The sequence below is a fragment of the Bacillus canaveralius genome, from assembly GCF_002860125.1.
GTDB lineage: Bacteria > Bacillota > Bacilli > Bacillales > Cytobacillaceae > Bacillus_BJ > Bacillus_BJ canaveralius.
Window position 1 is genome coordinate 224,619 of record NZ_PGVA01000004.1, and the last position, 24,770, is coordinate 249,388.

Annotated in this window: 30 protein-coding genes; 27 read left to right on the forward strand and 3 right to left on the reverse strand. The window is 43.2% G+C overall.

Annotation, left to right across the window (positions count from 1 at the left end; translation table 11 throughout):
* Positions 1-61: 61 nt before the first annotated feature.
* Complete coding sequence (mciZ, locus tag CU635_RS03245; protein ID WP_101575728.1) at positions 62-199, reverse strand: Z-ring formation inhibitor MciZ; 138 nt, start codon at positions 197-199, stop codon at positions 62-64.
* Between the two features lie 72 nt (positions 200-271).
* On the opposite strand from mciZ, the gene CU635_RS03250 reads away from it, so the two are divergent.
* The 19 genes from CU635_RS03250 (at position 272) to CU635_RS03340 (ending at position 17,680) form a co-directional block, all read left to right on the forward strand.
* Complete coding sequence (locus tag CU635_RS03250) at positions 272-823, forward strand: NUDIX domain-containing protein (RefSeq protein WP_101575729.1); 552 nt, start codon at positions 272-274, stop codon at positions 821-823.
* Complete coding sequence (locus CU635_RS03255; protein WP_101575730.1) at positions 824-1,987, forward strand: TIGR00375 family protein; 1,164 nt, start codon at positions 824-826, stop codon at positions 1,985-1,987.
* A 301-nt stretch (positions 1,988-2,288) separates the two neighbouring features.
* The gene (gene spoIIM, locus CU635_RS03260; protein ID WP_101575731.1) at positions 2,289-2,948 is read left to right on the forward strand and encodes a stage II sporulation protein M; all 660 of its coding nucleotides are present in this window, start codon (positions 2,289-2,291) and stop codon (positions 2,946-2,948) included.
* A 96-nt stretch (positions 2,949-3,044) separates the two neighbouring features.
* The gene (gene fur, locus CU635_RS03265; protein ID WP_101575732.1) at positions 3,045-3,515 is read left to right on the forward strand and encodes a ferric iron uptake transcriptional regulator; all 471 of its coding nucleotides are present in this window, start codon (positions 3,045-3,047) and stop codon (positions 3,513-3,515) included.
* A gap of 271 nt (positions 3,516-3,786) precedes the next feature.
* A complete protein-coding gene (locus CU635_RS03270) occupies positions 3,787-4,014 on the forward strand; it encodes a YqzK family protein (RefSeq protein ID WP_101575828.1) in 228 nt (75 codons plus the stop codon).
* A 6-nt stretch (positions 4,015-4,020) separates the two neighbouring features.
* Positions 4,021-4,914 carry a site-specific tyrosine recombinase XerD gene (gene xerD, locus CU635_RS03275; protein ID WP_101575733.1) on the forward strand — a complete coding sequence of 298 codons (894 nt, stop codon included), beginning with the start codon at positions 4,021-4,023 and terminating at the stop codon, positions 4,912-4,914.
* A 265-nt stretch (positions 4,915-5,179) separates the two neighbouring features.
* Positions 5,180-6,364 (forward strand): phosphopentomutase, encoded by a 1,185-nt coding sequence (deoB, locus tag CU635_RS03280; protein WP_101575734.1) that lies wholly within the window; start codon positions 5,180-5,182, stop codon positions 6,362-6,364.
* Between the two features lie 15 nt (positions 6,365-6,379).
* Positions 6,380-7,207, forward strand: coding sequence for a purine-nucleoside phosphorylase (locus tag CU635_RS03285; protein ID WP_101575735.1), 828 nt, complete (start codon positions 6,380-6,382; stop codon positions 7,205-7,207).
* A gap of 16 nt (positions 7,208-7,223) precedes the next feature.
* Positions 7,224-8,528, forward strand: coding sequence for a pyrimidine-nucleoside phosphorylase (locus CU635_RS03290; RefSeq protein ID WP_101575736.1), 1,305 nt, complete (start codon positions 7,224-7,226; stop codon positions 8,526-8,528).
* Between the two features lie 582 nt (positions 8,529-9,110).
* Positions 9,111-10,280, forward strand: a complete 1,170-nt coding sequence (locus CU635_RS03295; RefSeq protein WP_101575737.1) for a D-alanyl-D-alanine carboxypeptidase family protein — start codon at positions 9,111-9,113, stop codon at positions 10,278-10,280.
* Positions 10,281-10,516: 236 nt separating this feature from the next.
* Positions 10,517-10,867, forward strand: a complete 351-nt coding sequence (gene spoIIAA, locus CU635_RS03300; RefSeq protein ID WP_101575738.1) for an anti-sigma F factor antagonist — start codon at positions 10,517-10,519, stop codon at positions 10,865-10,867.
* A gap of 2 nt (positions 10,868-10,869) precedes the next feature.
* Complete coding sequence (gene spoIIAB, locus CU635_RS03305; protein ID WP_101575739.1) at positions 10,870-11,310, forward strand: anti-sigma F factor; 441 nt, start codon at positions 10,870-10,872, stop codon at positions 11,308-11,310.
* Positions 11,311-11,321: 11 nt separating this feature from the next.
* Complete coding sequence (sigF, locus tag CU635_RS03310; RefSeq protein ID WP_101575740.1) at positions 11,322-12,080, forward strand: RNA polymerase sporulation sigma factor SigF; 759 nt, start codon at positions 11,322-11,324, stop codon at positions 12,078-12,080.
* Positions 12,081-12,260: 180 nt separating this feature from the next.
* Complete coding sequence (locus CU635_RS03315; protein ID WP_101575829.1) at positions 12,261-12,875, forward strand: stage V sporulation protein AA; 615 nt, start codon at positions 12,261-12,263, stop codon at positions 12,873-12,875.
* A complete protein-coding gene (locus tag CU635_RS03320) occupies positions 12,872-13,294 on the forward strand; it encodes a stage V sporulation protein AB (protein ID WP_101575741.1) in 423 nt (140 codons plus the stop codon). Before CU635_RS03315 ends, CU635_RS03320 begins: the two co-directional genes overlap by 4 nt.
* A 28-nt stretch (positions 13,295-13,322) precedes the next feature.
* Positions 13,323-13,907 carry a stage V sporulation protein SpoVABEA gene (gene spoVAEA / locus CU635_RS03325; RefSeq protein ID WP_101575742.1) on the forward strand — a complete coding sequence of 195 codons (585 nt, stop codon included), beginning with the start codon at positions 13,323-13,325 and terminating at the stop codon, positions 13,905-13,907.
* Positions 13,885-15,366, forward strand: a complete 1,482-nt coding sequence (locus CU635_RS03330; RefSeq protein WP_101575743.1) for a spore germination protein — start codon at positions 13,885-13,887, stop codon at positions 15,364-15,366. The genes spoVAEA and CU635_RS03330 overlap by 23 nt, the downstream gene beginning before the upstream one ends.
* Positions 15,367-15,510: 144 nt before the next feature.
* Complete coding sequence (gene lysA, locus CU635_RS03335; RefSeq protein ID WP_101575744.1) at positions 15,511-16,830, forward strand: diaminopimelate decarboxylase; 1,320 nt, start codon at positions 15,511-15,513, stop codon at positions 16,828-16,830.
* Positions 16,831-17,305: 475 nt separating this feature from the next.
* A complete protein-coding gene (locus tag CU635_RS03340; RefSeq protein WP_101575745.1) occupies positions 17,306-17,680 on the forward strand; it encodes a GNAT family N-acetyltransferase in 375 nt (124 codons plus the stop codon).
* Between the two features lie 32 nt (positions 17,681-17,712).
* Here CU635_RS03340 and CU635_RS03345 read toward each other — a convergent pair whose 3' ends face one another.
* On the reverse strand, positions 17,713-18,228 hold the full coding sequence (locus CU635_RS03345; RefSeq protein WP_101575746.1) for a DUF309 domain-containing protein: 516 nt from the start codon (positions 18,226-18,228) through the stop codon (positions 17,713-17,715).
* Between the two features lie 211 nt (positions 18,229-18,439).
* Positions 18,440-18,538, reverse strand: a complete 99-nt coding sequence (locus tag CU635_RS03350; RefSeq protein WP_101575747.1) for a YjcZ family sporulation protein — start codon at positions 18,536-18,538, stop codon at positions 18,440-18,442.
* A gap of 196 nt (positions 18,539-18,734) precedes the next feature.
* Here CU635_RS03350 and CU635_RS03355 point away from each other — a divergent pair, with 196 nt between their 5' ends.
* The 8 genes from CU635_RS03355 to CU635_RS03390 all read left to right on the forward strand — a co-directional run bounded on the left by CU635_RS03355 (position 18,735) and on the right by CU635_RS03390 (position 24,554).
* Entirely contained in the window at positions 18,735-19,502 is a 768-nt protein-coding gene (locus tag CU635_RS03355) for a segregation/condensation protein A (protein WP_101575748.1), read from the forward strand.
* Entirely contained in the window at positions 19,489-20,076 is a 588-nt protein-coding gene (gene scpB, locus CU635_RS03360) for an SMC-Scp complex subunit ScpB (protein ID WP_101575749.1), read from the forward strand. Before CU635_RS03355 ends, scpB begins: the two co-directional genes overlap by 14 nt.
* A 95-nt stretch (positions 20,077-20,171) precedes the next feature.
* The gene (locus CU635_RS03365; protein WP_101575750.1) at positions 20,172-20,591 is read left to right on the forward strand and encodes a hypothetical protein; all 420 of its coding nucleotides are present in this window, start codon (positions 20,172-20,174) and stop codon (positions 20,589-20,591) included.
* Between the two features lie 28 nt (positions 20,592-20,619).
* The gene (locus tag CU635_RS03370) at positions 20,620-21,108 is read left to right on the forward strand and encodes a YpuI family protein (protein WP_101575751.1); all 489 of its coding nucleotides are present in this window, start codon (positions 20,620-20,622) and stop codon (positions 21,106-21,108) included.
* Positions 21,109-21,249: 141 nt separating this feature from the next.
* Positions 21,250-22,140, forward strand: coding sequence for a superoxide dismutase (locus CU635_RS03375; protein WP_101575752.1), 891 nt, complete (start codon positions 21,250-21,252; stop codon positions 22,138-22,140).
* Between the two features lie 151 nt (positions 22,141-22,291).
* Positions 22,292-23,431: a D-alanyl-D-alanine carboxypeptidase family protein gene (locus CU635_RS03380; RefSeq protein ID WP_101575753.1), complete on the forward strand. Its 1,140-nt coding sequence runs from the start codon at positions 22,292-22,294 to the stop codon at positions 23,429-23,431.
* The gene (locus tag CU635_RS03385) at positions 23,424-24,011 is read left to right on the forward strand and encodes a nucleoside recognition domain-containing protein (RefSeq protein WP_101575754.1); all 588 of its coding nucleotides are present in this window, start codon (positions 23,424-23,426) and stop codon (positions 24,009-24,011) included. The genes CU635_RS03380 and CU635_RS03385 overlap by 8 nt, the downstream gene beginning before the upstream one ends.
* 6 nt (positions 24,012-24,017) lie before the next feature.
* The gene (locus CU635_RS03390; RefSeq protein WP_101575755.1) at positions 24,018-24,554 is read left to right on the forward strand and encodes a spore maturation protein; all 537 of its coding nucleotides are present in this window, start codon (positions 24,018-24,020) and stop codon (positions 24,552-24,554) included.
* The last annotated feature ends 216 nt before the right edge of the window (positions 24,555-24,770 follow it).

A 24,770-nucleotide genomic window follows, 5' to 3' on the forward strand; every position in this document is an offset into this window, starting at 1 on the left:
ATTAATAGTCTTGTTTACTATTGTAACGAAATAATCAGGCGAAGCACAAACAAACTGTCTATCATTTATCTTTTTTGGGACGGCTCGTCACCCATTCTTCGAGCAACGTAAATTGCTTGCCATATTCATGCAACTTCCTTTTTATTTCCCACGCTTTACCGACAAGGACAATTCCTTTTTCATGTACATATAACTTCAACCCTACTCCTCCAATCAAAGTATGTTAAAATGTATGCACAAAAGCTAATGGATTAGAACAGGAGTGGTCAAAGTGGATCGTCTTGAAGAAAAAACGCTGAAAACCGAACAAATATTTTCCGGAAAAGTGATCAGTCTGCAAGTCGACGATGTCGAGCTGCCGAACGGAAAAACATCGAAACGGGAAATTATCAAACATCCCGGAGCCGTTGCGGTGATCGCGATTACCGATGAAAATAAGCTTGTGATGGTTGAACAATATCGCAAAGCGCTCGAAAGAACGATTGTCGAAATCCCGGCTGGAAAGCTGGAAAGAGGAGAAGACCCGGCAGCCTCGGCACGCAGGGAATTGGAAGAAGAAACCGGCTATGAATGCACTGAGCTTGATTGGCTCATTTCGTTTTATACATCTCCCGGCTTTGCTGACGAGCTCATCCATTTATATATTGCAAGAGGATTGTCGCTAAAAGAAAATCCAGCCGGCCTTGACGAGGACGAGTTTGTCAATCTTGTTGAACTGACACTTGCTGAAGCGGTCGAATACATAAACGACAAGAAAATATATGATGCAAAAACAGTGTATGCTGTTCAGTATTTGCAGCTTCAAGAGGCTTTGAATTCGTAGATGAACAAATATTACGCTGATTTGCACATCCATATCGGCAGAACGAAATCAGGAAAAGCTGTCAAAATTACTGGGGCCAAGGCATTAACATTCAGTAACATCATCAAACATGCCCGGGATGAAAAAGGGCTTAATATGGTCGGCATTATCGATTGCCATTCACCGGAAGTAATCGAGGAGATGGAGACACTTCTTGCTCTCGGACAGCTGACAGAGCACCGTGAGGGCGGTCTCCTCTACGGGGGACTTTCGGTCATCCCCGGCTCCGAATTGGAGATTTATGATCATAACTGCAAAGGGCCGATCCATGTTCTTTGCTTCTTTCCCACTCTGAAAACGATCAAGGAGTTTTCAGGGTGGCTGTCGGGCTATCTGAAAAACATCAACTTAAGCTCGCAAAGAATCTATGCCGACGGAAAAAACCTCCAGGAAAAGGTGAAAAGCCTCGGCGGTTTGTTTATTCCCGCCCATGTGTTTACCCCGTTTAAAAGCTTGTATGGAAAAGGAGTTGCAACATCGCTCACAGAAGTATTTGACCCGGCTTTAATCGATGGCGTCGAATTGGGGTTAAGCGCAGATTCCCATATGGCCGACATGATCGGCGAACTGCATAACTATGCTTTTGTCAGCAATTCAGATGCTCATTCGCTCGGAAAAATTGCCAGGGAATATCAAATTATCGAAATGAAGGAAGCTTCCTTTCAGGAACTTGAGAAGGCGTTAAAAGGAAAAGAACAGCGGAGAATTGCTGCGAATTATGGCCTGGATCCGCTGCTTGGCAAGTATCACCAGACCGTTTGCGCAAACTGTTTTGCCCGTTTCGAAGCAGGAGATCAACAATGCCATGTCTGCGGGCATACAAAATTTATTAAAGGCGTTGCCGACCGGATCAGCGAGCTTGCAACGGTAACTGCAGGGCCAAGCCATCGTCCGCCTTATATTCATCAGGTTCCCTTGGAATTCATCCCCGGACTCGGCCCGAAAATATTGGGGAGGCTGCTGGATCATTTCGGAACGGAAATGGCCGTACTTCATGAGGTTCCGTTTGAAGCGTTAAAAGAAGTGGTCCCAGTGAAAACGGCTGCGCTGATTGTGCAAGCACGTAATGGGGAACTGCGTTTCCATGCAGGGGGCGGGGGAAAATACGGAAAGATATCGGATTAAACGAAAAACCGGCATTTACTAATGTCGGTTTTTACTTATGGATTTTTGTGTAGATGCATGTATCTCTTGATTACTATGAATCGCCAGTAATGATTCAAGAGTTTTTTATATAAAATCAATAAAACATCCCCAACGCCATCCAGCTAATTTTCGCTTGAATAACGTTGGGGATTCTCTACAAGTTCATGCATTTTTCGATAATCTCTTAATCTCTCAATTTGAACTCCTTTCCCAAAAAACATAGTCATAGATAGAAGAGACAAGCATACAATTTAATAACTGAGTTTTAGGAGGAAGGGCAATGAAGCACCGAACGTACCAGAACAATGTAGCCAATCATTTTCGTGAGCACTCCTCAATCTATTTATTTGTAATCGTCTTATTTTTAATGGGGGTTATTTTTGGAGCGGTGGTCGTTAACAGCCTCAGCTTCACACAAAAAGAAGATTTATACTATTATCTATTTCAATTTTTTGGGCAAATAGCAGACGGCAAGGTAGCTGAAGAGAATGAGATGTTCATCCAGAGCTTTCTCCATAACAGTAAATTTATCGGACTGATGTGGATACTGGGCATCTCGATCATCGGCCTTCCAATCATACTGATCCTCTTGTTCATCAAAGGGATGGTCGTTGGCTTTACAGTCGGTTTTCTTGTTAACCAAATGGGCTGGGATGGATTCCTGCTCTCATTTGTGTCAATCTTGCCGCAAAATTTGGTTATTATCCCGTTATTCATCGTGACAGCCACCTCAGCCGTTGCTTTCTCATTAAAAATGATCCGCAGGCAATTCTTGAAAAAAATCAGCCAGCCGATTATGCCGATGCTCGGCCGTTATTTGCTGACATTCATAATGGTGATGGTATTTGTCGGAGCAGCAGCAGCAATCGAGGCATTTTTATCCCCGATATTAATGAAGTCAGTCATCCAAACCATTCAATCTATAATAATTATTAAATAATAAAAGTTATCCAGTCTTATTAAGAATAAGTTTAGTTTGAAACTTTTCCTTCATCTGTTATAATGAAATTTGACAGTGCGAGGGAGGAACTACGGTATGGAAAACAGAATCGAGAGGATAAAGAAACAGCTTCATTCCTCAAGCTATAAACTAACACCTCAACGGGAAGCGACCGTACGCGTTTTACTGGAGCATGAAGAGGATCATTTAAGCGCGGAAGATGTATACCTCCTCGTTAAAGAAAAATCTCCGGAAATCGGGCTGGCTACTGTATATCGAACTTTGGAATTGCTGACTGAATTGAAAATTGTTGATAAAATCAATTTTGGCGACGGGGTATCCCGCTACGATTTACGCCAGGAGGGCGCTGCCCATTTCCACCATCACCTTGTCTGCATCGAATGCGGGGCAGTTGATGAAATTCAAGATGATCTCCTTGAGGATGTAGAAGCGATCGTCGAGAGAGATTGGAATTTTAAAATTAAAGATCACCGCCTGACATTTCATGGCATTTGCTATCGTTGCCAGGATAAAGAAGCAAAAGATGATAATAAAGACGATCATTAATGTATGAACCTTTTCTTAAACAGGAAAGGTTTTTTTAATAGTCAATTTCACCAACTTCTCCGTGCATCCAGGTATAAATCTTGTCCAAAATGGCATATCTTTTAGTAACTGAGTAAATTTCACAATGCATTAAGCTAAACCGAAAAACGAATTAAATGGTCTTAATGAACCATGAGGTTTCTGTATAAACGAATAATTTTAAATAATTGTTCGTTTTTCAATTAAAGACATGAAATTTATTCAATATATATTTTGGAGGGCGGCAAGAATGATGAAGGCCTGGATTAAGCTTGGATTACAAACATTGAAGGTATTCGTCCTGTTCACAGGATGCACAATTTTCTTCTACTATGGTATCATATGGTTAAATGAAGAGTATGAAAACTACCATCGCTATGATGAACCGGATGGAGCTGCTATTAAAGTTTCCGCTTCTGAAAGCAAAGAAGAGTTTTCATGGCTGGACCGGTTAAAACTGTTTTACTTAAATGGGGAGTAGTGACCTATGGAAGATAGACTGAAAGATTTTATCCATTTTTTAATCGTAGAAAAAGGGTTGGCCAAAAACACGATTATTTCCTATGAGCGCGATTTAAAAAGCTACTTGAAATATTTAGGCAATAGTGAAGCGGTGACAGACCTTAATGTCGTTCAGCGATTACAGATCGTCCACTTTCTCGGCCATTTAAAAGAGCAGGGCAAGTCTTCAAAAACGCTGGCCCGGCATGTTGCGTCAGTCCGGGCTTTTCACCAGTTCCTGCTTCGTGAAAAGGCAGTTGATCAGGATCCAACCGTACATATTGAGTCGCCGCAATTGGAAAGGTCTCTTCCTAAAGTTCTCAGTCTTGCAGAAGTGGAAACACTGTTGGAAGCGCCAAAAACGGATACCCATTATGGGCTGCGTGATAAAGCAATGCTTGAATTGCTTTATGCGACTGGAATTCGCGTCAGCGAGCTGATTGGTTTAAATTTAGGCGATGCTCATTTAACTATGGGGTTCGTCCGCTGCATCGGCAAGGGAAACAAGGAACGGATCATTCCGCTCGGGAGAACGGCTACTGCGGCGCTTGAAGAGTATTTAAACCACGGCAGGACCCGTTTTCTATCAAAAAAACATAGAGATGATTCTCTATTTTTAAACCATCATGGACGGCGCCTGACTCGCCAGGGCTTTTGGAAAATCCTGAAACGCCTGACAAATGAGACAGGCATTGAAAAAGAATTAACGCCGCATACTCTCAGACACTCATTTGCGACCCATCTACTAGAAAATGGGGCTGATTTGCGGGCCGTTCAGGAAATGCTTGGCCATGCCGATATTTCGACAACGCAAATATATACACATGTGACAAAAACACGCCTCAAGGATGTGTACAGCCAATTCCATCCCCGGGCTTGATAGATTCATAGAAATGTCAAAAAACCGCTGAAAAAGGCGGTTTTTTTGGCTGTCTTTTTCAGTTTGCTTTTAGTACAATAAAGATGTCAGACTTCCGACCAATGAAATGGGTTAAGCCATGGCAAAAAGGGTAACATAATTGAAAAAGTCGTTTTGTTGCACGACAGATGCACTTTACAAGAAAATCTGCAAATCTTTTGAAACTTGCTGCTTTTTGGGTAAAGAAAATGTAACCGTCTACAAGCTTTGAAGGAGGAATACAGAAATGAAAGATTTTACATACAAAAGAATATTCCTGATCGTGATGGATTCAGTTGGAATTGGCGAAGCGCCCGATGCCGAAAAGTTTGGCGATAAAGGCTCCGATACACTCGGGCATATTGCCGAAGAAATGGATGGACTTAATATGCCTCATATGGGAAGGCTCGGCCTCAGCAATATAAAGGAAATTAACGGAATTGCCAGAGCGGAAAAGCCATTAGCTTTTTATACAAAAATGAAGGAGGCATCGAACGGAAAAGATACGATGACAGGTCACTGGGAAATCATGGGCCTCAACATTGCAACACCATTTAAAGTTTTCCCTGATGGTTTTCCACCGGAATTGATTTCTGAGCTGGAATCACGCACAGGCAGAAAAGTGATTGGAAACAAGCCGGCAAGCGGTACGGAAATTATTGACGAGCTCGGTGCTGAGCACATGGAAACGGGAGCGTTAATCGTCTATACTTCTGCAGACTCTGTATTGCAAATCGCAGCACATGAGGAGATTATCCCGATCGAGGAACAGTACCGAATCTGTGAGATAGCCCGCGAGCTGACGCTTGATGAGCGGTACATGGTCGGACGTGTGATTGCCCGCCCGTTTCTTGGGGAGCCCGGCAATTTTAAAAGAACAGCCAACCGTCATGATTATGCCTTAAAACCATTCGACAGAACGGTGATGAACGATTTAAAAGACGGCGGATTTGATGTGATCGCAATCGGCAAGATTTCCGATATTTACGATGGCGAAGGGGTAACCAAGTCACTTAGAACTGTGTCAAATATGGATGGGATGGATAAGCTTCTGCAAACATTTGATATTGATTTTACCGGCTTAAGCTTCTTAAATCTTGTTGATTTTGATGCTTTATACGGACATCGCCGTGATCCCCTCGGGTACGGCCAGGCTCTTGAGGAATATGACGCCCGCCTTCCCGAAGTATTTTCGAAAATGAAGGAGGACGACCTGCTGATCATCACAGCTGATCACGGAAATGATCCCGTTCACCCGGGCACCGATCATACGCGTGAATATGTGCCTCTGTTAGCGTACTCAAAACGGTTTTCTGCAGGCAAGGAACTGCCGGTCCGTGATACGTTCGCTGATATCGGGGCAACGATTGCCGATAATTTTTACGTGGCATTGCCGAAGCATGGCAAAAGTTTCTTAAACGAGATCAAATAATCGGAGGAAATGAATATGAACTACGACAAAATCCAAAATGCGGCCGCTTTTTTGAAAAATGCTTATCCAAGAGCGCCGCGGGTTGGTCTCATACTCGGGTCGGGACTTGGAGTTCTCGGTGATGAAATTGAAAATCCGACGAAATTGGCCTACGAAAAAATTCCGGACTTTCCTGTATCAACTGTTGAGGGCCATGCCGGACAACTCGTGTTCGGCACTATCCACGGGGTGGAGGTTGTCGCAATGCAAGGACGATTCCATTATTACGAAGGCTACACCTTGGAACAAGTAACATTCCCGGTTCGCGTCATGAAGGAACTCGGTGTTGAGATTTTAATTGTCACAAACGCGGCCGGCGGTGTAAACACAAGCTTCTCACCGGGTGATTTGATGCTCATCACAGATCATATTAACAATATGGGTGTCAATCCACTTATCGGCACGAACGATTCGCGCCTCGGTGTGCGATTCCTGGATATGAGCGAAGCGTACTCACGGGAACTTCGCCATCTTGCGAAAGAAACTGCCGAAAGGCTCGGTATCAGTGTGAAAGAAGGAATATACACTGGAAATACCGGTCCTACATACGAAACTCCGGCAGAAGTCCGGATGATTAGAACACTTGGCGGCGATGCGGTCGGAATGTCAACTGTTCCTGAAGTCATCGTGGCGCGCCATGGCGGCATGAAAGTCCTTGGTATTTCCTGCATCTCCAACATGGCAGCCGGGATTTTAGATCAGCCGCTGACACACAGTGAAGTAATTGAAACGACTGAAAAAGTGAAAGCCGATTTTCTTTTGTACGTGAAAGAGATTGTCAAACAATTTGCCGAAAAATCCTAAAAAGCGGTGATGAAAAATGAGAATGGTTGACCTAATTGAAAAAAAACGCGACGGATATGAGCTCACGCAGGAAGAAATTCAATTTATTATTCATGGTTACACAGAGGGTGCGATTCCCGATTACCAAATGAGTGCACTGACAATGGCCATCTTTTTTAGGGGGATGAGTGAAAAGGAACGTGCCGATTTAACGATGGCAATGGTTGAGTCCGGAGATCAGATTGACCTTTCAGAGATAGAAGGAATCAAGGTCGATAAGCACTCGACCGGAGGAGTTGGTGATACAACAACGCTTGTGCTCGGTCCCCTCGTTGCTGCAGCAGGAGTGCCGGTTGCGAAAATGTCAGGACGGGGGCTTGGCCACACAGGCGGTACAATTGACAAACTTGAAGCAGTTACCGGTTTCCATGTCGAAATTGATAAAGCCGAATTCATTGAGCTTGTCAACAAAAATAAGGTTGCGGTAATCGGCCAGAGCGGCAATTTAACACCAGCCGATAAAAAACTATATGCATTAAGGGATGTGACCGCAACGGTTAACAGCATTCCGTTAATTGCAAGCTCAATCATGAGCAAGAAAATAGCCGCTGGCGCAGACGCGATCGTCCTTGATGTTAAAACAGGCGCGGGTGCGTTTATGAAAACTCTTGAACAATCCAGAGAGCTTGCTGAAGCAATGGTTGGAATCGGAAACAAAGTCGGCAGAAATACAATGGCCGTTATTTCTGATATGAGTCAGCCACTCGGTTTTGCGATTGGCAATGCCCTCGAAGTAAAAGAAGCGATCGATACGCTGCGCGGAGAAGGACCTGGAGATTTAACCGAGCTTTGTTTAACGCTCGGAAGCCATATGGTCGTCCTTGCCGGAAAAGCAAAGACGCTCTCTGAAGCAAGGTCACTGCTTGAAAAAATCATCCGTGAAGGTGTTGCGCTAGAGAAGATGAAAGTATTTTTGAGCGCACAGGGCGGGGATGCTTCGGTAGTAGACGACCCCGGAAAATTGCCTCAGGCTAAATATACGTTTGAATTAGAGGCAAAAAAAGATGGCTATGTTTCTGAAATTGTCGCAGATGCAGTTGGAACCGCTGCGATGCTGCTAGGTGCAGGCAGGGCAACAAAGGAATCGGAAATTGATCTGGCTGTCGGGCTCATGCTTCGCAAAAAAATTGGCGATGCGGTCAAAAAAGGCGAATCGCTCGTAACCCTTTACAGCAACTTTGAAGATGTAGCGGATGTAAAGGAAAAGCTTTATGAAAATATTCGAATTTCTGCACAAAAAATAGAACCACCAACGCTTATCCACGAGGAAATAACTCAATAGGAAATGATCTTAAGTCCCGCCAGGATGCATATCTGGCGGGATTTATTGTTTTCTCGAAAGGTCGGCCACCTGTTTTATCATCAACTGTGGGTAAGATATCGTCAACTTTCCGGATATATCATCAACTTCGGATAAGATATCGTCAACTTTCCAGATATATCGTTAACTTCGGTATTTTATCGTCAACTTTCCGGTTATATCATCAACCCTGGATAAGATATCGTCAACTTTGCAGATATATCGTTAACTTCGGTATTTTATCGTCAACTTTCCGGTTATATCATCAACTTCGGATAAGATATCGTCAACTTTGCAGATATATCGTTAACTTCGGTATTTTATCGTCAACTTTCCGGTTATATCATCAACCCTGGATAAGATATCATCAACTTTCCAGATATATCATCAACTTCGAATAGCTTCACCAGCCATTTTCACTCTTTGTCCCTCAACTTTAATGTTTGCCTGCACTGAAATCCACAAATCAAAATCCATTCTTTTTCAGAAAAAACAAAGGCAATATCTGTATAAAAGTCCGGGGGTTGGAAAAAATGGAACGTATAAAGAATGGAGGGTTATGCAATGAAACGAGTTGGCTCTATGATGCTTATAACATTTCTTTTTACTTGCTTAGCGGTACCAATTGTAAATGCTGAAGAAAAAAACCAGACTGAAATAGTAGAAAACGTAAAATCAGCAATACTGATTGAACGGGATACAGGGACCGTTTTATATGAAACAAACAGCAATGAAAAGCTTCCGCCGGCAAGCATGACCAAGGTTATGACGATGCTGCTGATTATGGAAGCCCTCGATGAAGGAAAGCTGAAGTGGGATGAAAAAATCCGCACAAGTGAGTACGCTGCATCGATGGGCGGTTCGCAAATCTTTCTTGAGGCTGGCGAAGAAATGACGACAGAGCAAATGCTGAAAGGAATTGCGATCGGCTCCGGCAACGATGCTTCGGTAGCCATGGCCGAACGGATTTCCGGGTCGGAGGAAGCATTTGTTAACACGATGAACAAAAAAGCGAAGGAGCTTGGACTCAAAAATACGAAATTCCAAAATACGACAGGTCTCCCTGAAGAGGACCATTACAGTACGGCTTATGACATGTCCATTATGGCAAAGGAACTTTTAAAATATGAGGAAATTACAAAATATACCGGTGCTTACGAGGACTATCTTCGTGAAAATACGGACAAAAAATTCTGGCTCGTCAATACGAATAAGCTTGTCCGTTTTTATCCCGGAGTAGATGGGCTCAAAACAGGATTTACGCGTGAGGCAAAATATTGCTTAACAGCTACGGCAGAAAAGAATGGCATGCGGGTCATCGCCGTTGTTTTTGGAGCGCCAACCTCCAAAGAGCGGAATGCCCAGATAACAAAAATGCTTGATTATGCTTTTAGCCAGTATGAGACACATCCAATGTATGAAAGAAACGATTCGCTTGCGCATGCGAAAATCAGTAAAGGCGAAAAGAAGAAAGTGGAGGCTTTAACAAGCGAGCCAATCTCACTGCTGACAAAAAAAGGGGAAAATATAGAAAATGTCAAGAAGCAGGTTTCCCTTAATTCCAATATAAAAGCACCTATAACAAAAGGCGATCAAATCGGGACTTTAAAGCTGGTTAAGGATGGAGCTACGATTGTAGAGAGCCCGCTTGTTGCGAAAGAGTCAGTCAAAGAAGCAGGCTGGTGGACTCTATATAAACGGGCATTCGGCATGTTTACGAAAGCTGGAGAATAGTCATTGTCGCAAATGCTCAAGCGCCAAATATTTTTAGCGAATCTTCACTAGTTTTGTCTTTAAGAAGGAATACGAACAAACAGGAGCGAATTTGACTCACTATAAAGGTTACTGTCATTAGCGGGGAACGATCCTTTGCTAGTGCAAGTTAAAACCGATCGGCTATTCCAGTGCTGCCACCCATTAATGGTTTTTCGGCAGTTCTTCAGGATACCGGGAGAAGGAGGCCAGAAATAGTGAGTCTTAATATTGACATGGAAGTGAAGCGCGACGTCTTATGTATGCGGCTGAGTGGAGAGCTCGACCACCATACTGCAGATGAGCTTCGCACACAGGCAACAAAGGCAATTAATGAATTTGAGATTCGCCATATCATTTTGAATCTTGAGCAGCTTTCGTTTATGGACAGCTCAGGACTCGGTGTCATTTTAGGCAGGTATAAGCAAATAAAACAAGTAGATGGCGAAATGGTGGTTTGTGCAATTTCCCCTGCCGTTCAGCGGCTTTTTGATTTGTCGGGCTTATTTAAAATCATTCGATTGGAGCCGTCCGAACAATTTGCGCTAGAAAGATTGGGGGTTGCTTAACCATGAAAAATGAAATGAAGATTCAATTCAGTGCCTTAAGCCAGAATGAGTCGTTTGCAAGGGTAACTGTAGCCGCATTTATTGCCCAGCTTGATCCGACGATGGATGAGTTGACCGAAATCAAAACAGTCGTTTCCGAGGCGGTTACAAATGCGATTATACATGGATACGAGAACGATCCAAACGGAAAAGTGTATATTTCCGTTTTAATTGAAGATGGAGTTATTGATATGAAAATTAAGGATGACGGGCAGGGAATTATCGATGTGGAAGAAGCCCGCCAGCCTCTATTTACGACAAAGCCTGAATTGGAAAGGTCCGGAATGGGATTCACGATCATGGAAAATTTTATGGATGAAGTAGACATTCAGTCGCAGCCAGGGAAAGGAACAGAAATCCGCTTAAGGAAGCATTTATCAACGAGCAAAATGCTGTGTAATTAAGGAGACTGCCTATGGATGTGGAGGTTAAGAAAGAAAAAAGCCAACCGTACCTAAAAGACCACGAAGTTAAGGAATTAATTAAGAAAAGCCAGGATGGCGATCAGGCGTCACGAGACACAATCGTCCAGAAAAACATGAGGCTTGTTTGGTCTGTCGTCCAGCGCTTTTTAAACAGGGGATATGAGCCGGATGACTTATTTCAGATCGGCTGTATCGGTTTATTAAAGTCTGTCGATAAATTCGATCTTTCTTATGATGTGAAATTTTCCACCTATGCTGTGCCGATGATCATCGGGGAAATCCAGAGGTTTATCCGTGATGACGGAACCATAAAAGTCAGCCGGTCATTGAAAGAAATGGGAAACCGTATCCGTAAAGCGAAGGATGAATTGTCTAAAAATCTAGGCAGAGTGCCAACTGTTTCCGAATTATCGGAATTTCTTCAGATCCCCGCCGAGGATATTATTCTTGCCCAGGAAGCAGGACGGACGCCTTCCTCGATCCATGAAACCGTTTATGAAAACGACGGCGACCCCATCACACTGCTTGACCAGATCGACAATGGAGATGAGGGCAAATGGTTTGATAAAATCGCCTTAAAAGAAGCAATAAGCGAACTGGATGAACGGGAGCAACTGATCGTGTATTTGCGTTATTACAAGGACCAGACTCAATCGGAAGTAGCTGCACGGCTTGGCATCTCTCAAGTTCAGGTTTCACGGCTCGAGAAAAAAATTCTCCAGCAAATGAAAGACCGCATGGACATATGATCCATGAGGTCTTTTTTTTATAATAATTTTTCAAGGGTCACATTTAGATCCAGGAAGGTATTCCCCTGTGGATAGGATTCCTTATTATTCCCGCATCCGCCATTTTTTGGGGTTCATGAAACCTAGAGAAGGAACTCATACTATTTATACGAGGAAATCAATGTGTGGGAAGTGAATGTGATGGAAAAAACGATCTACATTCGCATGCGTCATCGTGCTCAAGTAAAGCCGGAACATACCGTTTATCTGCAGGACATTGCACAGATTATCGCAGACGATTCTCTGCTTAATCGTTTACAAAATTTGCGAATTTATAAAATATCGAGAGAAGATCGAAATTATGTCGTCATTGATGTGATGAAAGTGGTCCTTTATATTAACAAAGCTTTTGAAAATGTCGAGGTGCAGACGATCGGCCCGTCCCAGGTGATTATCGAAGTAGTCGACAAGAAGAAGGAGGTCTCCGTTCCGCTCTTTTTGCTGATTTGGCTTTTGCTTTTCTTCGGGGCTGCCCTTGCGATCATGAACTTTCATGAAGATGTAAGCATGCAGGAGGTTCAGCAGCGTATTTATACGATCATCACTGGCAAAGTAGTCGCGAAGCCGCTTCTGTTTCAAATTCCTTATTCATTCGGATTGGGACTCGGAATGGTTTTATTTTTTAATCATGTTTTCCGAAAAAGAATTAACGAAGAGCCAAGCCCCCTGGAAGTTGAAATGTTTAATTACCAGCAGGATCTGGACCAGTATGTCATCATGCACGAAAACAAAGAAAGCGTCAAGCATCTCGAATGATTATTCATGTCCTTGCCGTCTCATTTATCGGCTTTGCTGCGGGATTAACAGTTGGGGCAGGCTTTGTTGCTTTTCTTACCGTTCTCGGGATCATCCCCCGCCTCACCCAGCTCTCCAAGACAATAAAAAAAATCTTCTCTTACGAGTGGGCCGTTGTGCTTGGTGCGGTGGCAGGCGCTTTAGCGACGATAAGGGATCCTGTATTACATCTATCACCGCTATTTTTAATTCCGCTTGGATTGGCGGGCGGGGTTTTTATCGGGTTGCTTGCAGCAGCATTAACTGAAGTTTTGAATGTTTTTCCGATTTTGGCAAAACGCGTTGGCCTCGAGGAGAGGATCATAAGCTTACTCATGGCGATTGTGCTTGGCAAAGTGTTCGGATCATTATTCCACTGGCTTTACTTTGTGGACCACTAACAGATACAAGGAAAGGACTCAGCTGATAATGAATAAACCGAAGAGGGTCATTTTCGTTACTGATGGAGATGAATATGCAAGAAAGGCGATCGAAAGTGTGGCTACTCAAATCGGTGCAAGATGCATCTCACATTCGCATGGGAATCCTTCCGTTTTAACCGGTCCGGAGCTTGTAAATCTGATCAAAAAAGCCCACCATGATCCAGTTCTTGTTATGTTTGATGACAGCGGCTATATGGGGGAAGGTGCGGGTGAACGGGCGATGAGATATGTTGCCTCCCATAAAGAAATTGAAGTAATCGGGGTGATTGCGGTTGCTTCAAAGACAAGGCAGGCGGAATGGACAAGAGTGGATATCAGTATTGATCGAGATGGTGAGCTGACTCCATTTGGTGTTGATAAATTTGGTGTACCTGAGCTCGAAATTGGCAGAATGAGCGGGGATACTGTCTATTGTCTTGATGAGCTGGACGTGCCAATTATTGTCGGAATCGGGGATGTCGGAAAAATGGCGCGCCGCGACCATTTTAAACGGGGTGCACCGATAACCAAAAAAGCGGTCGAAATTATTCTGGAAAGGAGCCGCTACTATGACGACAAACACAGAGAATAATATACCAATTCCCAAATCGGTTGATGACGTTGAACAATATCTCAACAATCGGATCGGCCTTGAGACCAGCTTTGATCTCGGTGTCAGAAAACTGAAGATTCTCCGCAAGGATGTCCATATCTATTATGTTAATGGCCTCAGCGATACGAAAGTCGTTGTTCAGGTTATTGGGCAAATTATTGGTATTAATGATCTTGAAAAGCTGTCGACGAACCTTTTCAAAATTATTGAAAATCGGATTGTTCACCACCAGTTGAAGGTGATCGAAAACCTGGATGAATTAGTTGACCAGCTCCTTTGCGGCTTAATTGTCGTCGCGATGCAAGGGGAAAGCTCGGGAATTGCGATTGACGTACGCAATTATCCGGGCCGCCAGCCAGAAGAGCCTGATGTGGAAAAGGTTATTCGCGGATCCCGTGACGGATTTGTTGAGAATATTGTTGTGAATACAGCCTTAACGAGAAGAAGAGTTCGCGACGAGCGGTTGCGGTTTGAAATGATTAAAGCGGGTGAACGCTCAAAAACGGATATCGCTGTCGTATATATTAGTGATGTGGCCAATCAGGATCTCGTTGATATTATCAAGAAAGAAATTAAAGGAATTGAAATCGACGGGTTACCGATGGCAGATAAAACGGTCGAAGAATATTTGTTGAAGCAAGGGTATAATCCGTATCCTCTTGTGAGATATACGGAGCGTCCAGACGTTGCAGCCGTCCATCTATTAGAAGGGCATGTCCTTGTTTATGTTGACACTTCTCCTAGTGTAATCATCACCCCGACAACGTATTTCCATCATTTACAGCATGCTGAAGAGTACAGGCAATCGCCAACAGTGGGTACATTTGTGAGGTGGGTCCGTTTTCTCGGACTGCTGGCTTCACTGTTTCTGTTGCCGCTCTGGTATCTATTTGTACAGGACCCATCGCTTTTACCAGATCCGCTTTCTTTTATCGGTCCTACTGAAAAATCGAATGTTCCTATTATTGTCCAATTATTTATTGCCGATATTGGCATTGAATTTTTACGGATCGCCTCCATTCATACACCGACACCGCTTTCGACTTCAATGGGGTTAATCGCAGCTGTTTTGATCGGGGAAATCGCGATCAAGGTCGGGCTGTTTGTTCCCGAAGTCATTTTATATGTTGCGGTCGCTGCGATCGGTACATACTCGACACCCAGCTATGAACTGAGTATTGCCAATAAAATTGCCAGGCTGCTATTATTGCTTGTTGTCGCCATTTTTAACGTGCCGGGATTATTGGTCGGCACCACGCTGTATATTTTATTTCTGACCGCAATACGTTCATTGAATACACCATATCTATGGCCGTTTCTGCCATTCAACCCGAGGGCGTTTATCCAGATTTTGATTCGCCAGTCCGTTCCCGGTTCTAAAATCCGGCCCAGCATCGTCCATACTAAAAACCGTTATAAGCAGCCGTCCAATTCATAAATGTGAACCTGGCATAGCATAAAGGAAAGGTGACAATCCAATTGCGGATTGCCATTCATTATGATACAGTAGTTTTTAATTAAAAAAGGCGTAAACTCTTTGAGTATACTAATGGACTGTTTTCATAGGGAATGAGGGAGAAACATGTATTTTCATGGAACAACAAAAGTGAACGATAAAGGCCATCTGGAAATCGGCGGCCTTGATACGATAGAATTGGCTGAAAAGTTTGGCACACCCTTATATGTGTATGATGTTGCTTTAATCCGTGAACGGGCAAGAAGCTTTAAAAATACATTTGAAAAATTGGGCATAACCGCACAAGTCGCATACGCGAGCAAGGCGTTTTCATCGATTGCGATGTTCCAGCTCGCAAAAGAGGAGGGGCTTTCCCTTGATGTTGTGTCCGGTGGGGAGCTTTATACGGCATTGGCTGCTCAATTTCCCGTCGAAAAGATTCATTTTCATGGCAACAATAAAAGCAGAGAAGAATTGGAAATGGCCATGGAGCACCAAATCGGCTGCATTGTTGTTGATAATTTTTATGAGCTTGAGCTTCTTTCCACCATTTGTGCTGAAAAAGGAATGCAGGCGAATATTCTCATCAGGGTGACGCCGGGAATTGAAGCCCATACGCATGATTACATCTTAACAGGCCAGGAAGATTCAAAGTTCGGCTTTGATCTGCAAAACGGGCAGGCGGAAACAGCTTTGCGGACTGCTCTCGATTCACACAGTCTTCATCTGCTCGGGATTCACTGTCATATTGGTTCCCAAATCTTTGATACAACTGGATTTGTGTTAGCGGCTAGAAAGATTTTTGAGAAACTAAATGAATGGAAAAACAATTTTTCCTATGAACCGCAGGTCCTCAACCTCGGTGGCGGTTTTGGGATTCGCTATACAAGCGAAGACGATCCGATTCCGGCATTCCAATATGTTGAGGAAATTATTGAAGAAGTGAAGACCCAGGCCGGGCGTTTTTTAATGAAGATGCCGGAAATCTGGATCGAACCTGGCCGTTCCCTTGTCGGTGATGCCGGGACAACTTTATATAAAGTCGGCTCCCGAAAGGAAGTTCCGAATGTCCGCCAATATCTGGCGGTTGATGGTGGCATGAGTGACAATATCAGGCCTGCCCTCTATCAGGCAAAATATGAGGCGGTGCTGGCAAGCCGTCCACTGGCAAAAGCGGAGGAAACCGTCTCGATTGCAGGAAAATGCTGTGAATCTGGAGACATGCTCATTTGGGATCTTCCTTTGCCTAAGGCTGAGACGAGTGATCTGCTTGCTGTTTTTTGTACCGGAGCATATGGTTACTCGATGGCCAATAATTACAACCGCATCCCGAGGCCACCGGTAGTCTTTGTCGAAAATGGCGAAGCAAGAGTCGTCGTAAAGCGGGAGACGTTTGCAGATTTAATCCGCTTTGACTTACCCTTAACGGAAAAAGTAAAAAACTAAGCTGCCCGCTATCGCAGCTTAGTTTTTTTCATCTTTAACTTATTCAAGCAAACGAAGCTGCATCCTATCCTGAGCGAAATTGGCTTAAATTAAAAGTTTGGTGTAGAATAAAGTGCATCGAATAAAAAGTCAGCCATCCAGCAAAGGTTGCCTGAAGTCAGAAAACAGCGCACTGATTACTTTAGAACCCGGGAGGTTGCGGATGCGATTATGAAAAAAAGCAATTGGATTTTGTTTATTCTGATTCTCGTTATATCGTTGGGCTGGGGAGTCTACTACTGGCTCGCCTTTCCACCTACACAATAGTATTTACTTGTTGAATAAAGCTAGATTTTGTATGATCAGGACGATTACACGAACAGGCATATTTTTAATACATATAATAAAAAAAGTTTAAAGTTTCCGCGAATAGGGAAAAATAGGTTGCTAAGCAAAATATACGAAAACGTGTCTAATTCGTTAAAGAGGGATAAATATGTTAATCAGGTATAAAAAATCATTTGAAAAAATCGCAATGGGCCTTTTATCATTTATGCCGACCGAAAAGGATTTGAAAAAACTCCAACAAACGATCAAGCAGTATGAATCCGAAGAAGACCAGAAATTGTTCTTATGGAGGCAAGAAGAGGATATTATCGGCTTGCTTGGTGTGAAATTTGCGGATAGGTCTGGCGAGATCCAGCATATTTCAGTTAATCCTTCCCACAGGCAGCAGGGGATCGGAAAAGCAATGGTTAAATCGCTTAAGGAATTATATCCAGAACACCAATTTATCGCCAATGAATACACTGCCGCATTTATCAATAAATGTGATTTGGATGATGACAGGACCGATGAGGCCCCTTTATAAATAAGTAGGAAGGCTGATCCAGAAATAGCGGGTCAGCCTCTATTTTTTTCCCTTCTTGCTTGTTCCCGTTCTTCGATAACATCTGTACGATCACGCAGCAAATGGCGGTGTAACAGATTTTCATTATTTAAATCACTTGGGCTTTCCCAATTCATACCAGTAAACTCGCATTCCTGGATACAAGAGGCAATAAGCATCTTATCAGTGATCGGAAATGCAAAGCTTGTATAAGGCTTTTTATTTTCGATCGCCGCCAATAAATCATTTAGGTTTTCAAGCAGAAGCTCTTCATCCAAGCTGAGTTCAGCAAGGTCCCCGCGTTTTGATTCAAATATCGAGATGGCTTTTTTTAACGTTTTGTGCGCCCCCGAAAAATTTCCACGCCGATGATGATAAGCAGATACAGCTGTTAAGATGAGGCCGACCCATACTGACTCTTTTTCACCATTAATGCTTTTCCAATATTCCTCTAAAATTTCATGGCATTCAAAATAGTCACGGTCGCCATGAAAATGGGCAAGATATGAAATATACGCTTTCGGATACATAGGTTCACTCCCGCAATTATGTAAAGACATTTTACCATAAAAGACTTCTGATTCCTTAATCCGAACAATGTCAAAAGCGAAAAATGCCAGCTGAAATGGGAGCAGCCTCCCTTTTCAGCTGACAATGCCCCGGCAAACACACTAAACGATTCGTTTAATTGCGAATCGTACGGTTACAGTCCAATATCCAGCTTTCGCCAGAGCTACTGTTTTAACAAAGCCAAGAAGCGCCTACGATGATGAGTAAAATAAACAAAACAACAATCAGCGCAAAGCCTGCTCCATATCCATAGCCTTTTCCATCGGACATAGTTACATTCCTCCTATAAAATGCGTTTCTGTTAACAATCACAGCATATGTGGGTCTGGGTTATTTGGTTTGGGCGAATCCAATATTTTCGGGTGAAAGATGGGGATGATTAAATTTCTATTGGACAACCATTGCGAATCCTCTATACTAGTAATAAAACAAACGAACAATTTTAAAGAAAATATTGGTGGGTACTATGCAATATAACGTTAAGATTGATGCATTTGAGGGGCCGCTCGATTTGCTGCTTCATCTCATTAATCGGCTTGAAATAGACATATACGATATTCCAGTCTCAAAAATAACAGAGCAATATTTATTATATATACATGCAATGAAAGAGCTCCAGCTCGATGTGGCCAGTGAATATCTCGTCATGGCGGCAACGCTGCTGGCGATTAAAAGCAAGATGCTTCTTCCTAAACATGAGGAGGAATTGGACGAAGATGAATTCTCCGTCGATTTTGAAGCAGATCCAAGAGATGAACTTGTTGAACGGTTGATTGAATATCGAAAATACAAAGAAGCTGCCCATGATCTCAAGTTTATGGAGCAGGAACGGGGCCTCATGTATACAAAGGCACCGGCTGACCTTTCCGGCTATGCAGACGAGACGAAATCGAAAACAGCCGAACTGAATGTATCATTGTATGATATGCTGGGTGCCTTTCAAAAACTGTTAAGAAGAAAAAAACTGCAAAAACCGCTGGCAACAAAAATATCTCGACAGGAAATTTCTATCGAAAAACGAATGGCTGAGATCGTCGCAGAACTGAAAAACTTTAAGGGCCGCAAAAGCTTTACAGAGCTGTTTTCCGTCCCTGTTCGTGAGCATATCGTCGTTACATTTTTAGCGATCCTTGAGCTAATGAAGCTAAAGGAAATCAGTGTCGAACAAGAACACAATTTTGCAGACATATATTTATCGGCAGTGGAAGGAGCACAATCTGTTGGAGATCGTTAATTGGAAAGGAATTCTGGAAAGCCTTTTGTTTGCAGCAGGGGATGAAGGGCTTACACTGGAGCAAATCATTAAGTCTTTGGAAACCGACGAACATACCGCACAAGCGGCCATTCAAGACTTAAAGCAGGAATATGAACAAGACGCGGGGCGGGGAATTATGATTGTGCAGCTTGCTGGAACTTACCAGCTCGTCACCAAAAAAGAAAATGCCCCTTATTTAATAAAGCTTGTCGAATCGCCCGGGGCCGCATATCTTTCCCAGGCAGCACTTGAAACGCTTGCGATTGTTGCTTATAAACAGCCGATCACCCGTGCTGAAATTGAAGAAATTCGCGGTGTTAAAACCGAACGGCCACTGCACACTTTATCGGCTAAAGCCCTTATTAAAGAAGTTGGCCGGGCGGAAGGAACGGGCCGCGCGTATTTATATGGGACGACAAAGGAGTTTCTTGATTATTTTGGTTTGAAAAGCATTGAGGAGCTTCCGCCTCTGCCGGAGAGCACGGATGATGAATTCATTCAGGACGAAGCGGATCTGTTTTTTGAAAAATTCCAGGAGAAGGCCAATTCCTGACAAGGTCAATCATTGTATGGTAAAATAAATTTAACTTTCTGACAGCTCCATTATTTATAAACATGGTGCCGCAGCAATTATGGGAGGGGTTATTTTTGCTTATCAAGCAGTGCAAAGGGTATGAGTTGGAAAAAGAACAATCCAATTCTTTTGAAGACTATTTTAATAGAAGTGAAATCACTTTCATTGAGGGCGGCGTCGAAAAAACTGTACACGTCTTATATGTTCGTTTTTTTGAAGAATCGATGCAAGAATTTACTCCGTTCAAACAGGATCCTATATTTCAAGCGGATTCCAGCCCCGTTTATTTCCGGGATATCGTTGCGCTAGCCTGTTTGCTTAAAAATCCGGGTTTTCGCCATCGCAAAAGAATATACATAAATAATAGAAATGAGTTTGCAGCTTATTTTCAAGATCTTGATTACAAAAAATTGCCGGAGATCTTTGCGGCGATAGGCGGAAAGCAAGGATACGAACTTCGTTCACCGCTCGAGTTCATCGTTCAGCCGCACTAACCACAAATAATATCGGAGGTGTTTGATTTTGGGAAATACGATTGTGAAGCTGCAGGTAGAAGAAGTAAAGAATTTTTTGGAAAAAACGGTTTCAACTCTTGAAGGATTTTTAAACGAAACGACGCTTACCGCACTTGAGCAGGAATTAGCAGGCGACAGCATGTATTATAGATCGATTCTTTCAAATATGAGGAAATTACTGGTTTACTGTGAGGAAGGCCTCGATGCTTGTTCGGTTATTTTAAAAAGCGAGCCATTTTCAAAAGGGGGAGCTGAAAAGGTATTGTACCGCATTTACCATCAATGCATCGAAGAATTCTTTTCACCGAAAAATGATGCTTGGTTTGAGGATAGCCGTTCCGCCTACACGGGGAAGAATTCGATTAAATTCCGTTTGGATGTGCCAGAAAGCATTCACCAGCTATTAAAGAGTGTCGAGGCAGACTTTCAAAAGATCAGAGAAGAACTTGAATATTATGAAACAGACTACCGGACCAAAATGATCCAATCAAACTAATAAAGCGAATGCCGATACGATTGCGGCATTCTTTTTTTTTTGCAAAAATTAGCGCGGACCTTAATCGTTAAAAAAACGTGAAACTTTCAATAAATGGGCTCATACGATAAGAAAGAACATACAGTGAAAGCGGGGTTGCGTATGAGTCGTTTTGAGGAATATGTAAAAAGTGTATTTGTTTGGAATAAAGATCTAAAGGATTTCCTGAAATCACAAAATGTCCAGGAGCATGAAGAAATATGGAACAAACTAGACCGGTTCTCGGAAATTGTTGAAGGGGCAGCAAAAACTCTTTCTACAGAGGAATTGGCAAACCTGCAAACAGAGACCAATCTGTTACATCGGGAAATGGAAGCCTATTTTGCAGAGCGGCAGCAGCTTGGAACAGTATGGATGACCGGGGCAGACATAGAAGCGGGGAAACATATATTACCGCCGCTTCCTTATCGTTATGATGCACTCGAACCGGTTATTTCTGAAGAAATCATGCGGATTCACCATGATAAGCACCATCGCTCCTATGTTGACGGGTTAAATAAAGCGGAAATCATGCTTAAAAAAGCAAGGGAGTCAGGTGATTTTTCTCTCGTCAAACACTGGTCAAGGGAACTGGCCTTTCATGGTTCGGGCCATTATCTTCATACAATTTTTTGGAATAATATGAGCCCGGCCGGGGGCGGACGCCCGCAAGGCAAACTGCTTAAAGAGATAGACAAATATTTTGGCAGCTTTGAAGCCTTTCAGAAACACTTTAGCGAGGCGGCCAAGCAGGTCGAAGGTGTAGGCTGGGCGCTGCTTGTCTGGTCGCCCCGCTCAAGGCATCTTGAAATTCTTCAATCGGAGCGGCATAATCTGTTAACCCAATGGGACACGATTCCGATTCTCGTTCTCGATGTTTGGGAGCACGCCTATTATTTACAATATCAAAATAACCGCGCTGAATATGTTGATAACTGGTGGGAAATTGTAAACTGGCGGAACGCGGAGGATCGATTCGAAAAAGCGAGCCAGCTGAAATGGCGCCCCTATTAAAATTTGCGGAAAACACCCCGTGTTTTTCTTTTTTTTGTCGTCTTCTATAACACAGCCCTTCTAAATCGTCTCCAGTTACCCATTTCTAGTCATAACAGACCTTGTCCTGCATAAACTTGTACAAATCACCAAAGGAGAAGAGGTCGCGAAAATGCACAGGAAAGGGAAATTGACGATCATTTCTATCATCATCTCAATATTGATTTTCAGCGTACCCCAGAAGCTTGAAGCTTCTGTTTCTATTAGCGCAAGAAGCGCTATTTTAATCGAGCAGGAATCAGGGCGGGTTCTTTATGAAAAGGATGCCCATACCGTTCGGAGAATTGCCAGTATCACAAAGATTATGACGGCGATCCTCGCCATAGAATCCGGGAAAATGGGTGAAAAAGTGAAGGTTTCCAACAAAGCTGTTCGCACGGATGGCTCGGCTATTTATTTGCAGCCCGGTGAAAAGATCAAACTTGAAGATTTAGTGTATGGTTTAATGTTGAGGTCAGGAAATGATGCAGCCGTGGCGATTGCCGAGCATGTAGGCGGGAGCCTTGACGGGTTTGTATTCCTTATGAACGAAAAAGCAAAAGAGATCGGTATGACCGACACTCATTTTGAAAACCCGCACGGGCTTGATGATCATGAAAAACACTATTCTACTGCATACGATATGGCCTTGCTGACCCGATATGCAATGATGAATGATACATACAAAGAAATTTCCGCAACCAAAGTCTACAGGGCACCCAATCCGAATGAGCGCTGGGACAGGGTGTGGCGAAATAAAAACCGAATGCTGACACAATTGTACGAATATAGCACCGGCGGCAAAACAGGCTACACGAAGCGGGCTAAACGAACGCTTGTCTCAACGGCAGAAAAGAATGACATGAATTTAATTGCGGTCACCTTGAATGCTTCGGATGACTGGAATGACCATATCCAATTATTTGAGATGGCATTTACGGACTATACACTCGTTGAAATTTTACCGGAAGGATATGTCGAACAAATAACAGAGCCTTTTTACAAGGGCAGAACCTATCTCGACCACGCTTTTAAATATCCTGTGAAAGAAGAAGAAAAAAAGCTTTTTAAAGTGAAATATAAAATCGCAAAGCCACACTGGAATGATGAAGAAGTACCTGATATTGTCGGTAAAGCGGTCATTTATTTAGATGATAAAATCATCGGGAGCGAGCCTGTCTTTTATGAAAAGAATACGAAAAAGAAAAAAGGATTCTTTGATTTGTTTAAAAATATATTTCAAGCGATAGTTGGGTTGAAGCAGCATGGTTAACTATATTTGGGTGTTTATGACAATTATTGGAATTGTTTTTGCGATGGTCAATGGAACGATGGATGAGGTCAACGAAGCGATTTTCATTGGAGCAAAGGAAGCGGTCACGCTCTGTATTGGCCTGATCAGCATTCTTGTCTTCTGGCTGGGCATGATGAAAATTGCCGAGGACGCCGGACTACTAGCAAAATTGTCCCTTTTGTTCAGGCCGTTTGTGAAAAAGCTATTTCCCGAAATCCCTGCCGATCATCCAGCGATGGGTTATATATTATCAAACATGATGGCCAATATGTTTGGGCTCGGAAATGCCGCTACCCCACTCGGAATAAAAGCGATGGAGCAGTTGAAAGCACTAAATGGCGGGAAAAATTCCGCAAGCCGGTCGATGATTACGTTTCTTGCGATTAATACTTCAAGTATTACGTTGATCCCGACGACGGTGATTGCGATAAGAATGAACTATGATTCCGCGTCCCCGACGGACATTGTCGCCCCGACTCTGCTCGCCAGCATATGTTCTGCTATAGGTGCAATCTTAATCGACCGCTACTTTTATTACCGAAGAAGCCGTAAAGGATGAATGGATATGGAGATCATTTCAGTTGCTTCGCTCTGGTTTATTCCGTTTCTAATTGGATTCATTTTATTGTACGGAACATTTAAAAGAGTCGAGACGTATGAAAGTTTCGTAGAAGGAGGCAAGGAAGGCATCAAGATTGCCGTGTCAATCATTCCCTTTCTCGTTGGGATGCTCGTGGCGATTTCCGTGTTTCGTGCTTCGGGTGCACTCGACTACTTCATGAACATCATCAGGCCGGCGTTAACCTTGATCGGTGTCCCGGCCGAGATTGTTCCCCTGGCGATTATCAGGCCGATTTCGGGAACGGCTGCACTTGGAATGACGAGCGATTTAATTGCGGTTTATGGCCCCGATTCGTTCATCGGCCGGCTTGCTGCGACCCTGCAGGGCAGCACCGATACAACCTTCTATGTTTTAACGGTTTATTTTGGTGCCGTCGGCATTAAAAAGATGGGTGACGCGGTAAAAGTGGGGCTGCTTGCCGACTTAATCGGCATCATCGCGGCAATAGCTGTAGTAATCATCCTGTTTGGAGCCGGTTGATGATTGGAGATCACTAATATCAATACAACTTGCCACCCGCCAGTCGGCGGTTTTTCTTATTTTACCTAATTGCAGTTTTTAGTCAATGTTCCAAAAAAAGAAACAAGACCCGCGCAGCTTTGAAAAATGGACGATTTATGTCATAATTCATTAAGTGAAGTCGGTTTCTGAATCTCACCCCGAATGGAGTTGGAGCAGAACGATTCAATCAATGAT

What these genes read in the sequence shown, in the direction of transcription:
- spoVAEA (WP_101575742.1), top strand. Translation starts at nt 13,323, where the DNA reads ATGAATAAACCGAAGAGGGTCATTTTCGTTACTGATGGAGATGAATAT.
- CU635_RS03355 (WP_101575748.1), top strand. Translation starts at nt 18,735, where the DNA reads ATGCAATATAACGTTAAGATTGATGCATTTGAGGGGCCGCTCGATTTG.
- deoB (WP_101575734.1), top strand. Translation starts at nt 5,180, where the DNA reads ATGAAAGATTTTACATACAAAAGAATATTCCTGATCGTGATGGATTCA.
- xerD (WP_101575733.1), top strand. Translation starts at nt 4,021, where the DNA reads ATGGAAGATAGACTGAAAGATTTTATCCATTTTTTAATCGTAGAAAAA.
- fur (WP_101575732.1), top strand. Translation starts at nt 3,045, where the DNA reads ATGGAAAACAGAATCGAGAGGATAAAGAAACAGCTTCATTCCTCAAGC.
- spoIIAB (WP_101575739.1), top strand. Translation starts at nt 10,870, where the DNA reads ATGAAAAATGAAATGAAGATTCAATTCAGTGCCTTAAGCCAGAATGAG.
- sigF (WP_101575740.1), top strand. Translation starts at nt 11,322, where the DNA reads ATGGATGTGGAGGTTAAGAAAGAAAAAAGCCAACCGTACCTAAAAGAC.
- CU635_RS03295 (WP_101575737.1), top strand. Translation starts at nt 9,111, where the DNA reads ATGAAACGAGTTGGCTCTATGATGCTTATAACATTTCTTTTTACTTGC.
- CU635_RS03255 (WP_101575730.1), top strand. Translation starts at nt 824, where the DNA reads ATGAACAAATATTACGCTGATTTGCACATCCATATCGGCAGAACGAAA.
- CU635_RS03320 (WP_101575741.1), top strand. Translation starts at nt 12,872, where the DNA reads ATGATTATTCATGTCCTTGCCGTCTCATTTATCGGCTTTGCTGCGGGA.
- CU635_RS03340 (WP_101575745.1), top strand. Translation starts at nt 17,306, where the DNA reads ATGTTAATCAGGTATAAAAAATCATTTGAAAAAATCGCAATGGGCCTT.
- CU635_RS03315 (WP_101575829.1), top strand. Translation starts at nt 12,261, where the DNA reads ATGGAAAAAACGATCTACATTCGCATGCGTCATCGTGCTCAAGTAAAG.
- CU635_RS03285 (WP_101575735.1), top strand. Translation starts at nt 6,380, where the DNA reads ATGAACTACGACAAAATCCAAAATGCGGCCGCTTTTTTGAAAAATGCT.
- spoIIM (WP_101575731.1), top strand. Translation starts at nt 2,289, where the DNA reads ATGAAGCACCGAACGTACCAGAACAATGTAGCCAATCATTTTCGTGAG.
- CU635_RS03270 (WP_101575828.1), top strand. Translation starts at nt 3,787, where the DNA reads ATGAAGGCCTGGATTAAGCTTGGATTACAAACATTGAAGGTATTCGTC.
- CU635_RS03345 (WP_101575746.1), bottom strand. Translation starts at nt 18,228, where the DNA reads ATGTATCCGAAAGCGTATATTTCATATCTTGCCCATTTTCATGGCGAC.
- CU635_RS03330 (WP_101575743.1), top strand. Translation starts at nt 13,885, where the DNA reads ATGACGACAAACACAGAGAATAATATACCAATTCCCAAATCGGTTGAT.
- CU635_RS03385 (WP_101575754.1), top strand. Translation starts at nt 23,424, where the DNA reads ATGGTTAACTATATTTGGGTGTTTATGACAATTATTGGAATTGTTTTT.
- CU635_RS03290 (WP_101575736.1), top strand. Translation starts at nt 7,224, where the DNA reads ATGAGAATGGTTGACCTAATTGAAAAAAAACGCGACGGATATGAGCTC.
- CU635_RS03375 (WP_101575752.1), top strand. Translation starts at nt 21,250, where the DNA reads ATGAGTCGTTTTGAGGAATATGTAAAAAGTGTATTTGTTTGGAATAAA.
- lysA (WP_101575744.1), top strand. Translation starts at nt 15,511, where the DNA reads ATGTATTTTCATGGAACAACAAAAGTGAACGATAAAGGCCATCTGGAA.
- CU635_RS03380 (WP_101575753.1), top strand. Translation starts at nt 22,292, where the DNA reads ATGCACAGGAAAGGGAAATTGACGATCATTTCTATCATCATCTCAATA.
- CU635_RS03390 (WP_101575755.1), top strand. Translation starts at nt 24,018, where the DNA reads ATGGAGATCATTTCAGTTGCTTCGCTCTGGTTTATTCCGTTTCTAATT.
- CU635_RS03350 (WP_101575747.1), bottom strand. Translation starts at nt 18,538, where the DNA reads ATGTCCGATGGAAAAGGCTATGGATATGGAGCAGGCTTTGCGCTGATT.